General features: G+C 71.8%; 11 protein-coding genes. 5 read left to right on the top strand and 6 right to left on the bottom strand.

The genetic code is table 11. The features are described 5' to 3' along the window. Positions 1 to 113 precede the first annotated feature (113 nt). The 3 genes from LZF96_RS06675 to LZF96_RS06685 all read right to left on the bottom strand — a co-directional run bounded on the left by LZF96_RS06675 (position 114) and on the right by LZF96_RS06685 (position 3,393). The gene (locus LZF96_RS06675) at positions 114 to 1,394 is read right to left on the bottom strand and encodes an extracellular solute-binding protein (RefSeq protein ID WP_233866973.1); all 1,281 of its coding nucleotides are present in this window, start codon (positions 1,392 to 1,394) and stop codon (positions 114 to 116) included. A gap of 455 nt (positions 1,395 to 1,849) precedes the next feature. Beyond that, entirely contained in the window at positions 1,850 to 3,010 is a 1,161-nt protein-coding gene (gene arsB / locus LZF96_RS06680) for an ACR3 family arsenite efflux transporter (RefSeq protein WP_233867117.1), read from the bottom strand. Between the two features lie 68 nt (positions 3,011 to 3,078). After that, a complete protein-coding gene (locus LZF96_RS06685; RefSeq protein WP_233866985.1) occupies positions 3,079 to 3,393 on the bottom strand; it encodes a helix-turn-helix transcriptional regulator in 315 nt (104 codons plus the stop codon). Positions 3,394 to 3,589: 196 nt separating this feature from the next. On the opposite strand from LZF96_RS06685, the gene LZF96_RS06690 reads away from it, so the two are divergent. From LZF96_RS06690 to LZF96_RS26915, 3 genes are all read left to right on the top strand, one after another. After that, positions 3,590 to 4,015 carry an arsenate reductase ArsC gene (locus LZF96_RS06690; RefSeq protein ID WP_233866987.1) on the top strand — a complete coding sequence of 142 codons (426 nt, stop codon included), beginning with the start codon at positions 3,590 to 3,592 and terminating at the stop codon, positions 4,013 to 4,015. Between the two features lie 638 nt (positions 4,016 to 4,653). Beyond that, on the top strand, positions 4,654 to 6,219 hold the full coding sequence (locus LZF96_RS06695; protein WP_308294158.1) for an LCP family protein: 1,566 nt from the start codon (positions 4,654 to 4,656) through the stop codon (positions 6,217 to 6,219). Positions 6,220 to 6,389: 170 nt separating this feature from the next. Continuing rightward, the gene (locus LZF96_RS26915; protein WP_233866990.1) at positions 6,390 to 7,097 is read left to right on the top strand and encodes a restriction endonuclease; all 708 of its coding nucleotides are present in this window, start codon (positions 6,390 to 6,392) and stop codon (positions 7,095 to 7,097) included. A 49-nt stretch (positions 7,098 to 7,146) separates the two neighbouring features. Here the strand turns inward: LZF96_RS26915 and LZF96_RS06705 are convergent, their stop codons facing one another. After that, positions 7,147 to 8,694 (bottom strand): DUF4041 domain-containing protein, encoded by a 1,548-nt coding sequence (locus LZF96_RS06705; protein ID WP_233866993.1) that lies wholly within the window; start codon positions 8,692 to 8,694, stop codon positions 7,147 to 7,149. A 693-nt stretch (positions 8,695 to 9,387) separates the two neighbouring features. Here LZF96_RS06705 and LZF96_RS06710 point away from each other — a divergent pair. Beyond that, the gene (locus LZF96_RS06710) at positions 9,388 to 10,056 is read left to right on the top strand and encodes a lytic polysaccharide monooxygenase (protein ID WP_233866996.1); all 669 of its coding nucleotides are present in this window, start codon (positions 9,388 to 9,390) and stop codon (positions 10,054 to 10,056) included. Positions 10,057 to 10,146: 90 nt separating this feature from the next. Here LZF96_RS06710 and LZF96_RS06715 read toward each other — a convergent pair whose 3' ends face one another. After that, positions 10,147 to 10,623 (bottom strand): hypothetical protein, encoded by a 477-nt coding sequence (locus LZF96_RS06715; RefSeq protein ID WP_233866999.1) that lies wholly within the window; start codon positions 10,621 to 10,623, stop codon positions 10,147 to 10,149. A 739-nt stretch (positions 10,624 to 11,362) separates the two neighbouring features. Continuing rightward, on the bottom strand, positions 11,363 to 12,760 hold the full coding sequence (locus LZF96_RS06720) for a GTP-binding protein (RefSeq protein WP_233867002.1): 1,398 nt from the start codon (positions 12,758 to 12,760) through the stop codon (positions 11,363 to 11,365). Between the two features lie 152 nt (positions 12,761 to 12,912). Here LZF96_RS06720 and LZF96_RS06725 point away from each other — a divergent pair, with 152 nt between their 5' ends. Further along, a complete protein-coding gene (locus LZF96_RS06725; RefSeq protein WP_233867005.1) occupies positions 12,913 to 13,452 on the top strand; it encodes an NUDIX hydrolase in 540 nt (179 codons plus the stop codon). Positions 13,453 to 13,593 lie beyond the last annotated feature (141 nt).

Below are 13,593 nucleotides of genomic sequence, written 5' to 3' on the forward strand. Positions count from 1 at the left end.
CCCGGGGGTGGTACCGGCCCCGCGCCGGTGGGGAGCCGACCCGGTGGTGCCGGTCGACTCCCCTCGCCGGCGTACCGCGCGCGGGGCGGAACCCCGCGCGCGGTACGGGCGTGCTACCCCTCGGCCCGGGCGGCCTCGGTGATGGCCTCGGTCACCTGCTCCGGGGTGGCGACCCCGGCGAACAGCTCGGCGACGCTGCTGTTGACCTGCGCGCCGACGGCCGGCGGGAACGCCTGGTCGAGGTAGAGCTGGAAGCCGTTGGCGGCGGCCATGGTCTCGGCCACCTCGCGGAGGTTGGGGTCCTCCACCAGCTCGATGGCCTCCTCGGTGACCGGCAGGCCGGCACCGGACTCGACGTACGTCGCGTGCTGCTCGGAGGCCGAGATGAACATGGCGAAGTCCACGGCCTCCTTGGGAGCGTTGGCCGAGACGGCGAAGCCGTTGCCACCGCCGAAGACCTCGTCCAGGGAGCCCGCGCCGCCCTCGACCTCCGGGAAGGGGAAGAAGCCGAGGTCGTCACCGAGGCCGCCGCCCGAGTCCGCCTGGACCGCCGGGGCCCACTGGCCCATCAGCTCCATGGCGGCCCGGCCGCTGCCGACCAGGGCGGCCTGGCCGTCGGGGGTGGAGTAGTCGGCGCCCAGGTAGCCGTTCTGGAAGGGCTCCAGTTCGGCCAGCTCGCGCAGCCGCTCGCCCGCCTCGACGAAGCCGGGGTGGGTGAAGTCGTTGCTGTGGGCGGCGTCCTCGAGGGCCTCCAGGCCCGCGACGCGCATCGCCAGGTAGGACCAGTAGAAGTGGCCGGGCCACTCCTCCTTGCCCGCCAGGGCGATCGGGATGATGTCGGCGTCCTTGAGGGTCTGGACGACCTCCAGGAACTCGGCCCAGGTGGTCGGCGGCTCCTCGATGCCGGCCTCGGCGAAGAGCGACTTGTTGTACCAGAAGCCGACCATGCCCGCGTCGACGGGGATGCCGTAGGAGGCGCCGTTGACACGGTAGGGGGCGATCGCGGCGTCGGTGAACTGGTCCATGGCGGTACCGCCCACCACGTCCAGGTCCTTCACCAGGCCGGCCTCCACCTGCTGGGACAGCACGCCGCCGCCCCAGGTGGAGAAGACGTCCGGCATGTCACCACCGGCGGTGATGGTGGTCATCTTGGACTTGAACGCCTCGTTCTCCAGCGCGGTGACGTTCACCGTCACGCCGGGGTTCTGTGCCTCGAACTCCTCGACCCACTCGTCGTAGATGGTGGCGTTCGGCTCCGTGGTGCCGATGTGCCACCAGTCGATCGAGACCCCACCTCCGGCATCGGAATCGTTATCTGAGTTCCCCCCGCCGCATGCGGCGAGCAGGAGGGTGGAGGCCACCAAGGCCATAGCACCGCGCCGACGTAGCGACATGATCGTGCCCCTTCGCACCAAAGCAGAAATTATCGGCCTGCTGTCGAAAAATTTGTAGGCGCACCATAGGAGGACACGGAGGTCACGTCAACGGATCTGACGTAGAGCATTGGTTTTGGCAGGTCACCCGTCTCCGATCCGACCGATAATTTTCGGTGTGGAGGTCATCCGGGAGGGGGCCCCGGGGGTCCCGGGGTCGGTGGTGCGGGGCTGTGCGACGGGGGTGGCGTGAGGGTTTCGGGGATGTGTCGGGTGGGTTGTCGGAGGGATCACGGGGTGGGTGTGGCGATGGGAGGGGGGTCGTTCCGTAACCTTTCGGAGACCTTTCGGAGACCTTTCGGGGTCCCCGGAGGTCATTCTTCACCCATCGGGGGGTTCCCGTCCCGCGGACGACGGAGGCGGGGGACGGAGGTCACACCTCCGTCCCCCGCCTCGCGGCCGGGCGCACCGCCCGATCAGTCGACCCCCACCCGCCCGGACGGGCCGTCGGGCGACGCCGTCGGGGTGGCTCCCGGGGCCGTCGGTACCCCCGGGGAGGGCGCGTCGGAGCCGGCGTCGGACCCGGGGGAGGACGGGGTGCCCGGTGCGCCGAAGCGGCGCCGCCACGCCAGCGAGACGTACACCAGGGCGATCAGCACCGGCACCTCGATCAGCGGCCCCACCACCCCGGACAGGGCCTGGCCGCTGGTCACCCCGAAGGTGCCGATCGCGACCGCGATGGCCAGCTCGAAGTTGTTGCCGGCCGCCGTGAACGCCAACGTGGTGGTGCGCTCGTAACCCAGGCCGATGAACCACCCCAGCGCGAAGGTGCCGAACCACATCAGCGCGAAGTAGATCAGCAGCGGCACCGCGATCCGGGCCACGTCCAGGGGCCGGGAGGTGATGGTGTCCCCCTGGAGGGCGAAGAGCAGCACGATCGTGAAGAGCAGCCCGTACAGCGCCCACGGTCCGATCCGGGGCAGGAACCGCTCCTCGTACCGCTCGCGCCCCATCCGCCGCTCGCCCACCCGTCGGGTGAGGAATCCTGCCAGCAGCGGGATGCCGAGGAAGATCGCCACGTTCGCCGCGATCTTCCACACCGAGACGTCCAGCGCCTCGCCGTCGCCCAGCCCCAGCCACCGGGGCAGCAGATCCAGGTAGAACCAGCCGAGCAGGCCGAAGGCGAAGACCTGGAAGACGGAGTTCAGGGCGACCAGCACCGCCGCCGCCTCACGGTCCCCGCAGGCCAGGTCGTTCCAGATGATGACCATCGCGATGCACCGGGCCAGGCCCACGATGATCAGACCGGTGCGGTACTCCGGCAGGTCGGCCAGGAAGATCCACGCCAGGGCGAACATCACGGCCGGCCCGACCAGCCAGTTGATCACCAGCGAGGAGATCAGCAGGCGGCGGTCGTCGGTGACGGTGTCCAGCCGGTCGTACCGGACCTTGGCCAGCACCGGGTACATCATCACCAGCAGGCCCAGGGCGATCGGCAGGGAGATCCCGCCGATCTCCACGGCCGCGAGCGCCGTGTCCAGACCGGGAACCACCCGCCCCAACCCCAGCCCGATCGCCATCGCCAGCAGGATCCACACGGCGAGGAAACGGTCCAGGGTGGACAGCCTGCCCACCAGCGCGGCGGCTCCGGGCGCGGCGGCGGGGTCGGGCCCGGGGCCGGCGGTCGGTCCCGCCTCACGGGCGCTCACGGGCAGGTCCGCTTGCGGTCGCCGGAGAGGGTCTCGCGGGCCAGCTCGGCCAGCTCCCCGAACCCCTCGGAGAGACCGGTGAGCGCCTCGGGGCGCAGCCGGTAGTAGGTGAAGCGCCCGCACGGCTCGGTCTCCACCACGCCCGCCTCGCGCAGGACCCGCAGGTGGTTGGAGAGGTTGGTCTGCCGGGCGCCGGTTTCGGCGACCAGGTGCGTGGTACACAGGGTCTCGCGGGCCAACAGGGTCACGATCCTCAGCCGCAGCGGGTCACCCAGCGCGCGCATCAGATCAGCATCGACTGACATCAGCATGTGCTGATACTGTCACACGTGTCGGTGTCCCGCCGACCCCGCCCCCGCGCGTCCCGCGCGCCGGCCCCTCCGCACCGCTCGCGACGTTCGTGTCCGTCGCGGCGTTCGCACCCGCCCCGAGCCGCGCGCCCGGGACCCGTGGCCGGAACACCCGACCGGCCCCGGGCCGGTCGGCGAGAAGGAAGAAACGGAACCCATGCCCGAGCCCACCGCCCCCGTCGCCTCCGTCCTGTTCGTGTGCGTCCACAACGCGGGCCGCTCCCAGATGGCCGCCGGCTTCCTGCGGCACCTCGCGGGCGACCGCGTCGAGGTCCGCTCCGCCGGCTCGATGCCCGCCGACCGGGTGAACCCGGCCGCCGTCGAGGCCATGCGGGAGGTCGGCATCGACATCACCGCCGCCACCCCCGTCGTCCTGACCCCCGACGCGGTGCGCGCCTCCGACTGGGTCATCACCATGGGCTGCGGCGACGCCTGCCCCGTCTTCCCCGGCCGCACCTACCTCGACTGGGAACTGGCCGATCCCGCCGGGCGGGGCGTGGAGGACGTCCGGCCGATCCGCGACGCCATCCGCGAGCGGATCGAGGCACTGGTCGCCGACATCGACGCCCGCGCCCGGACCTGACCCCGGCTCCGCCGGGCGGGACGCGTGCCGGTTCGGGGGCGGCTCGGGGTTGCCGCGGGCGCGTTCCCGGCCGGGGTGGGTCCACGCGGCGACCCGGCCCGCCACTCCGGGGCGGGGTCCAGCGGCGTCGGCGTACGCCCCCCGGTCGCCCGTATCCGGGCCGGACGGACCGGTGGGACGACCGGACCGGTGGGACGACTTCCCGGCCGGGTGGGCTCGGCCACGCGGGTCCGACGCCCGTTCCCCGGTCGCGCGTTCACCCGGCGGTCCGGGCCGTCACTCCGGGGCGGGGGCGCCGGTCGGCCCGGGGCCCCGCGGTGCGGGTGTACGCCTCCCGGTTCCCACCTCCCGACCGGTGACCGAACGCCCGCCGCGTGACCGCCCACCCGTCGTCCGACTCCGATACCCGCCACCCGTCCCCGCCCCCCGCCGAGGGCTTCCCGGTCGTTCGGCCACGGTCGCCGACGGTGCCCGTGACCCGGGCCCCCACCGGCCCGCCGGCCCTCCCGCGCCGGTGTTAAGGTCGCCCGTACGGCGGCACCCCGCACCGAACGGGTGACGCGATGTGGCCCGTGCGCGAACGGCGGGCCCGCGCTCGCCGCACGAGGACCGCCGATCGGCAGAGGGAGGCGCAGGCCGTGGCCACCCGTGCGCATCACCCCGGGAAACGTCCCGACCGTCGTGCCGGCGGACCGACCTCCCGCCCCCGTGGCGCCCTCCCCTCCGGAACCGGCGACGACCACGGTGACGATTCCCCCGGCCCCCGCCCCGGCGGCGGACGCGCCGCGACCCGTGCCGCCGGCCGGGTACCGGCCCCCCGCCGCTCCGCCGACGGGCGCGCCGGCACCGGCGGAGGCCGCCGACGCGGCAAGCCACGTAAGAAGCCCCGCTACCTGCTGTGGTCCGCCGCGACCGTCGCCGTCCTGCTGCTCCTGGGCAGCGGCGTCCTCGCCTGGCTCTACCACAAGCTCGACGGCAACGTGCAGTCCGCCGACGTCGACGACAAGATCGGCGGCGACCGACCCGACGACCTCGCCCCCGACGCCGAGACCATCCTCCTCATCGGCTCCGACAGCCGCGAGGGGACCGAGGGTGCCTACGGCGACTTCGACGGCATGAACTCGGACACCATGATGGTCGCCCACATCGCCGAGAACCGGGAATGGGCCACCGTCGTCTCCCTGCCCCGCGACTCCTGGGTGGAGGTCCCGGCCTGCGAGCTGGGCAACGGAGAGGAGTCCGAGCCGTACTTCGGCAAGCTCAACTCCGCCTACTCCACCGGGGGGATGAGCGGCGACGTGGGGTACGCCACCGCCTGCGCCATCCGCACCGTCGAGCACAACGCCGGTCTGCGGATGGACCACTTCATCACCATCGACTTCAACGGCTTCAGTGGCATGGTGGACGCCCTCGGTGGCGTGGACATGTGCCTCGACGCGCCCGTCGACGACCCCAAGGCGCACCTGAGGCTGGACGCCGGCTGCCAGTCGCTCAACGGCGAGGAGGCCCTGGGTTACGTCCGGGCCCGCTACAGCCTGGGCGACGGCAGCGACCTGAGCCGCATCGACCGGCAGCAGGAGTTCATGCAGGCCCTCGTCGCGAAGACCAAGTCCAGTCTCACCAACCCCACCGCGCTCTACGAGTTCATGGGCGCCGTCACCGGCTCGCTGACCACCGACCCCGAACTCGCCGGTCTGCAGCCGCTCCTGTCCCTGGCCACCCAGCTCCAGGACGTCCCGCAGGACGCCATCACCTTCATGACCGTCCCCAACTACCCGCGCGAGCTGGACGACCCCACCGACCGTGCCAACGTCGTGTGGCAGTACCCGCACGCCGAGCTGGTCTTCACCGCCATGGCCCGCGATGAGCGACTGACCGAGGAGGAGATGGAACGGGCCGCCGCCGAGCAGCCGACCATCTCCCCGGTCGACGTCCGGGTGCAGGTGCTCAACGGCTCCGGCGTCCCCGGCCAGGCCGCCGAGGCCGCCGAGGGGCTGCGCGCGGCGGGCTTCCAGGTGCCCTTCACCGGCAACTCCGACCTGGTGGACGGTACGGTCATCCGCTACCCGGAAGGGCTGGAGGACCACGCCCGCCTGCTGGCCAAGAAGATCCCCGGGGCCCGGCTGGAGTCCATGGAGTCCGAGACGCCGGGCGTGCTCACCCTGATCACCGGCCCGAACTTCACCGGCGTCACCGGCGGTTGACGGCGTTCGGGGGGTTGGACCCCGGGGCGCGCTCCGGGTTTTCGGGCCCGGGGGTTTCGGCGAAGCCGGCCGGGAACGACCGACGGGGTCGTCGGCGTGTTTCACGCCTCGCCGGCTCGTACAGGATCTCTCCCGGACGCGGGCCGTCGCGTCCGAGGAGAGGACCGCCCGTGAACCGCAGTCGCAGCCGCCCCCGGGGCCGTACTCGGAACCGTCACCCGGTCGGTTCCCGCGCCGCCGCCGTCGGCTTCCTCCTCTGCGCGGTTGTTCTGCTCGCCCTCCTCACCGATCGCCGGGGCCCGCCGCTGCTCTTCCCCGCCGCCGTGATCATCGTGCTTCCGCTCGGCCTGTTCGTCCACCGCCTGTGGAAAACCCATCGCGAGCAGCGTGAGGGCGACGCCGAGTGGCGGCGGGACGAGGTCGACGCCCGGGGGCGGCGGAGCCTCACCGATGTCGGGGTGGACGGGATGACGGGCACCGAATTCGAGTCGTTCGTCGCCGACCTGTGCCGACGCGACGGCTGCACCGGGGTACGCCGCGTCGGCGGGGCTCGCGACAACGGCGTGGACATCCTCGGCCGGTTGTCCGACGGCCGATCCCTGGTCGTCCAGTGCAAGCGCTACTCGCCGAAGCGGTCGATCCCCGCCGCGACGGTCCGGGAACTGATCGGCGCCCTCGTCCACGCCGGAGCCGATGTCGCCGTGCTCGTGACCACCACCCGGGTCACCGCGCCCGCCCTGGAGACCGCCCGCGCCAACGGGGTCCCGGTCGTGCACCGCGACCTCCTCGGCCACTGGTGCGCCGGGGCGACCCTCCCGGCCGTCCTCGCCCTCGACGGCGCCGGCCAGGGCCCGCCCCGGCGCCGCGGTCGCGGCTGACGTCCCGCCGGGGAGGTCGGCTCGGAGGAGGTCGGCGTCGGACCGGCCGCTACGGGTGGCTCACCGTCGTACCGGTCCCGCTCGCCCGCCACTCGGGAGCCTCCACGTCCTCCCGGAACTCGAGCAGGTGCTGCCCCGCCACGCGTTTCAGGGCTTCCCGCACCTCGGTCGGCCGGACACGGAAGAACTCGCGGCGCGGATTGACCCTGTTCACCCTGCGGTCCTCGAACTCCTCGTGCAACCGTCGCTCCAGACCCATCGCGTCCTCGCTGAAGATCAGGGCGTGCACATCGAATTTGAAGGGAACCGACGCGTCCCCCAGTTCGTTGACCCGGTCCATCGGCTCGAGCCTCCGGGTCATACCGATCTTGACGATGTCCCCGCCGAAGGCGCCGATGTTGGAGATCACGTAGACGTATCCCGCCCGGGCATTGGCCTCCCGGGCGTTCACCGCGGCGGTGCTCTCCTCCACCTCGGCGAGCTTGGCCCGCAACTCCTCCACGGCGGCCGGGTCCTCGGAGCCGGAGGCCAGCAGCCGTTCCAGGGCGGAGGCCCAGTGCCGGCGCTCCTTCTCCAACCGGGCCCTCTCCCGCTCCAGTTCCTTCTGCAGTCGCTCCTCCTCCCGCTGCCGTTCGCGCAGTTCCCTGCGCTGTTCCCGCTCCTCCTCCTGCTTGGCGAGGTAATCCGCGGTGAGCTCCAACTCCCTGACTCTGAGCAGGTGGTAGGGATCGCTGATGCGGATGTGCATGGTGGTGCCCAGGCGAGCGATGGTCTGGCGGGACTTCTCCAGGCGGTCGACCATCGACTCCAAACGGTGGGGTCGCATGCCGCGTACGGCGTTGTCGGCCTCGGCGTTGTAGGCCCGCAGCAACAGTTTCGAGAAGTCCCGGACCATCTTCCGTCCGGCCGTCACCGAGCCGTTGACCTGCCAGTCGGTGGCGGCCAGGACAGCGCCGCCCTCGCGCTTGGCCAGGTCCTTCGCCCTGTCCCGCACTGTGGCCAACTCGCTCTTGTAGGCGACCGCGTCGGCCAGGGGATGGCGGTACTCGTAGATTCCCGCCTCCTGGAGCATCGCCTCCTCCTCCGTGCGGACCACGGTGAGACGCAGCTCCTCCAACCGGTGCCGGGCGTGTGTCGACTGCGCCTCGGTCTCCCGAACCAGACGGGACAGCTCCTCGAAACGGCGTTGCTCACCGGAGAGCGCCTCGCGCAGCTCCGCCTCCGCCCGCTCGGCCCGGGCCGCCGCCTCGGCCTCCACCGCGTCGCGCTCCGCGCGAAGACGCGTGGTCTCCGCGACCAGGTCGGTGATCCCCGGGCCCTGTGCCCTGGAGAGCTGGGCTTTCAGGGCCGTGATCTCCGTGGCCTGTCGGATGTTCTCCGTACGGGCCCGCCGCAACTCCTCGGCCAACCGTCCTGCTTCTGCTTCCGCCTGCCGGCGCCTCCGCCCGAGGAGGCCCTGCGCGGCGGCGACCACGGTGCCGGCGCCGTGGTCGCCGTTGGCACCGGCCCGATCGCCGGGGATCGTGTGCGACGGGGGAGGCGGTGGGGAGATGTCCCCACCGCCTCCCCACCGGTTGTCCGGTACGTGGGCCGGCACCCACACCTGCCACCCGGGGGGAGGCGGCCCCCATGAGGGATCCGGTTGCCACCCCGGGGGCGGCCGCCATCCCGGCGGCGGGGGAGGCCAGTTGGGGGGAGGGTTGAAGACGTGGGACACGGTGGTGACTTCCGACGGTACCGATGATGAAGTGCTCAGATTCGCGCCGATGCCCGACGGGGGAGGTCTCTTCCCACTCTTCGTTATGTTCTCGTTGCGGTGGGTCGTGGCCCCGGGAGCGCGCGGAGAGCGGGGAAACGCCCCCGGTGTGCATGAGGATTTCCCGGGGTGAAATTCCTCCTGAGGTGATCACTCGTGAAGTTCACGGCGGAGATTTTTCATGGCGGAAAAGTGATAGAGGTGGAGTCACCGTGGCCTTTGTCGATTTCCCGGGTGACTGATCGTCTTCTCCCGTTGCGCGGCCCCGGCGGGCCGGACAAGGGGGGTCGGCGGGAAAAGTGCCGTTGGGGCGGGTGGGTGGGATGCCGAAGCGGTGATCCCTCCCACGCCTGTGGGGCCGCGTTGCCCCGGGGAGAAGATCACCGCTGCGGATGCCCGCCTTTCATCGGGTCGGAGATCTTTTTCGGTATGCGGGAGAAAGTGTTTCGCGCGCGTGTCGGAGGGGATAGCATCCAGCAACATGGGAGCGCTCCCAAACCGGATACCCCACAGCCGGAAAACGGAGACCGCACAGTGAATCCTCACACTCGCACCAAGGCGCTCGGATGGCGCGCTCGCCTGACGGCGCTGTTCTCGGCCGCGCTGCTCTGCCTGATCCCGTGGGCCGAGCCGGCCGCGGCCCACGGCTCGATCGTCGACCCCGCATCCCGCAACTACGGGTGCTGGCTGCGCTGGGGCAGCGATCACCTGAATCCCAACATGGCCACCCAGGACCCGATGTGCTGGCAGGCATGGCAGGACAACCCCAACGCCATGTGGAACTGGAACGGTCTGTACCGCGACAACGTGCGCGGTAACCACCAGGCCGCCGTTCCCAACGGACAGCTGTGCAGCGGCGGACGGACCGAGGGCGGTCGCTACCGTTCGATGGACACCGTCGGCAACTGGCGGGCCACCGACATCAACAACAACTTCAGCGTGCGGCTGTACGACCAGGCCAGCCACGGCGCCGACTACTTCCGGATCTACGTCACCCGCCAGGGCTTCGACCCCACCCGGCAGGCCCTGAACTGGAGTGACCTGGAACTCGTCCGGGAGACCGGTCGCTACGCCCCGGCCCAGAACATCTCGATCAACGTCAACACCCAGGGCCGCAGCGGTCGCCACATCGTCTACACGGTCTGGCAGGCCTCCCACATGGACCAGACGTACTACTTCTGCAGTGACGTGAACTTCCGCTGATCCGGCGGGGTTCGCCCCACCCCCCACGCACGAGGCACCACACCCCGGCCCCGGCGGGCGCGCGAGCGTCCGCCGGGGCCGGGGCACGGGTCAGGTCATGGCCTGCTCGCGGTCGATCCGTGGTGTGCACAGCGCCCAGATGACGAAGGCGTAGAACGCGATGGCCACCACCGACCACAGCGGTTGGTAGGGCAGGGACAGGAAGTTGGCGACGATCAGCACGGCGGCCAGGACGACCGCCGCCATCCTCGCCCACACCGCCCCGGTGAACAGGCCGAGCGCCACCGCGATCACCACGATGCCGGCGATCAGGTGGATCCAGCCCCAGGTGGTCAGGTCGAGGGAGAACGTGTAGTCGGCCGTCTCGACGAAGACCTCGTCCTCGGCGATCGCCATCACGCCGCGCAGGGCGTCGAAGAAGCCGGCGATCAGCATCATCACGGCGGCGAAGAGCACCACCCCGATCGCCAGGGCCTCACCGCGGGACGAGGTGGTACCGCGTTCGCCGTCGCGGGAGTGATCGGTGCGGGTGTCATGATCCCTGCGGGTGTCATGGGAAGACGACATGGTTCGGCCTCCGTTTCGGGAGCGGTGGACACACCGCCCGGGTCCCGCCGGCCCCGGGGGGACCCGAAGGGGTGGGCGGCGCGGCCGATCGTGGTGTCTCTCCGGTTCGGCCGTGTCCGGTCCCCTCCATGCTCACGCCGTCTGGCCCGGTCCGCCACGCGGGAGCCCCGGGGAGCGGTTTCCCGACCACCCGGGGGCCGCGTCCGTCGCTCACGGCGAGGGGTCCGCGTCCCACCCGACCGCCCGTCGTGCCGTGGGGGCAACGGCCGTCCCCCGGGGCCGGTGGGCCCTCGCCGCTCGGCGCGGACCGTATTTCAATGGGTGGGAAGGGGCCGCGCCGCCGGCGCGGATCGACGGAGGCGAGGTAGCCGGACATGCGACGGAGGCCGGGGCCCGGGGCCGGCGGTCGCGCGACGCGGATTCGCCGGCCGACCGGGTGCCGCGGATGCCGCGGGCGATGCCGGCGGGGACGGTGTTGACGGGAGCCTCGGCGGCGGCGCTCGGCGTGGTGGGCGGGTCGGTGGCCGCCGTGGCGTTCACGGGGATGTGGCCGACGCCCGCGGCCGTGCTGTGGGTGCCGTGGGTGGGGGTGGCGACGCTGTTGGGGATGGCGCTGCCGTGGCGTACGGCCCACCGTCCCCGGGCGGGGGCGGGGGCGGGGGCGGTCGGGAACACGGCTGTCCCCCGGATCTCCCGTCCGGCCTCCCCCGTCAGGTGCCCGGGTCGGCCCGGTGTCGGTTCAGTGGTCGTCCGGGTGTTCCGTGTCGCAGAGGTTCCAGGCCGGGAAGGGGTCGGGCAGGGTGCCCGGGTCGAGGGCGGCGCGTTCCCGTTCGGCGTCGGTGAGCAGGCAGCCGGTGAGGGCCTCGCGCAGGGTGTCGGGCCGCAGTGAGACACCGATGAAGACGAGTTCCTGGCCCCGGCCGGCGGCCGGCTCGGTGGGTTCGTGCCGATGACCGCCGTGTGCGTGGCCGTGGTGCGCCGGGTCGTTCATCTCCAGCGGTTCGAAGCGGGCGACGGCGCCGGCCTGGGACCACAGTCCCGTCACGCCGGGACGCGAGCCGAGGGTGAAGAACCCCTTGGAGCGCATCACCGTTCCGTGGTCGCCACGGTCCAGGGGGCCGGTGAGCAGGTTCCACAGCCGCTGCGGATGGAAGGGGCGGGGGTCGCGGAAGACGAGGGAGGAGATGCCGTACTCCTCCGTCTCGGGGATGTGGTCGCCGTTGAGTTCGGCGACCCAGCCGGGGGCCTGTTCGGCTTTCACCGGATCGAACAGACCGGTGCCCAGCACCAGCGAGGGGTCGATGCGGCCGTGCTCGGTGCGATGGATCCGGGCGGCGGGGTTGAGGCGCCGCAGCAGGTGTTCCAGGCGGTCGGCCTCGTCGGGCGCCACCAGGTCGATCTTGTTGAGGAGGATGACGTCGGCGAACTCGACCTGGTCCACCAGCAGGTCGCTGATGGTGCGGTCGTCGTCCTCGGCGGTGGCGAGGTCGCGTTCCCGCAGGTCGTCGCCGAGGGCCAGTTCACGCGGGAAGTTGCGGGCGTCGACGACGGTGACCATGGTGTCCGGGCGGGCGAGGTCCCCCAGCACGGTGCCGTCCCCTCCGGGCAGCGGGAAGGCGAAGCCGGCGGCGACGGGCATGGGCTCGGAGATGCCACTGGACTCGATCAGCACGTGGTCGAAGCGGCCCTGGCGGGCGAGGCGTTCCACTTCCTCCACCAGATCCTCGCGCAGGGTGCAGCAGATGCAGCCGTTGGTCATCTCGACCAGGCGCTCCTCGGTGCGGGAAAGGGAGTTGCCCTCGCGGACGAGGGAGGCGTCGATGTTGATCTCGCTCATGTCGTTGACGACCACCGCGACCCGCAGGCCGCGACGGTTGGCGAGGACGCGGTTGAGCAGGGTGGTCTTGCCGGCGCCGAGGAAGCCGGAGAGCACGGTGACGGGGAGCCGGGTGTCGGTGCCGGAGGCGGCGGCGGTCACGGCGGCGGCGGAGAGCACGGAGGAGAGGGTGTCCGCCGGCGGGATCGCGTCGGTGGTCGGGAGGGGGCGCGGAGGAGAGGAGGTCACGGAGGGCTCCCGGGGTCGGGTGGGGTGGCCGGTCCGCCACCCGTAATAGAAATGAAAGTCGATTTCAATCATAGGGGAGGGTCGGGCTCCCCCCGAGGGGGTGGTGCGCGGGGCGGTGCCGGAGGGGACGGAAGCCGGGTGGGAGAGGGCGCCCCGACGATCCGGACGGAGAGGATCGGGATCACGGGCGGGCTGCCCGTATCGAGGGGAAAAGAGGAACCACCGTGCGCTGGACCATCCACGGCGAACGACCGCTCCACCGTCATCCGTGGCTCGAACTGACGCTGCTCGAGGTCGAACGACCGGACGGCAGCCGTTGTGAGCAGCACGCCATTCGCTTGCGGGACGTCGCCGCCTGCGTCGTGGTGGATGCGGAACAGCGGGTTCTGTTGATGTGGCGGCACCGGCTGGTCGCCGACAGTTGGGGATGGGAGCTTCCCATGGGTGTCGTGGACGAGGGCGAGACACCCGAGCGGACGGCCGTCCGCGAGGCGGAGGAGGAGACCGGTTGGCGCCCGGGGACCCCGAGCCCTCTGATCCGCGCCGAACCGGCCGGCGGGATCATGGACGCCCGGCACCACGTCTTCCGCGCCGACTCCGTGGGGTACGTCGGGCCACCGGCCGAGCGGAACGAGTCGGATCGGATCGAGTGGGTTCCGCGCGCCGAGGTGCTCGGCATGATCGACCGGGGGGAGATCCGCAGCGGGATCACCGTGGTGGGCTTGTTGCGGTGGTTGATCGGGGAGCCCACCCGGCGGGGGTGAACCGACGGGGCCGCCCCACCCCCGGGAAGCGGGATTTCCGAACCGATCACCCGAGGGGTGATTCGAGGCGGGCGCGCATCCGAGTCCCCTCGCTCCGGGGAAGAGGGGTACACGGGCGTTCCGGCCGGGATGTCCGAGGGC

This window comes from Streptomyces sp. ST2-7A, assembly GCF_021390475.1.
In the GTDB taxonomy this organism is placed as follows: Bacteria; Actinomycetota; Actinomycetes; order Streptomycetales; family Streptomycetaceae; genus Streptomyces.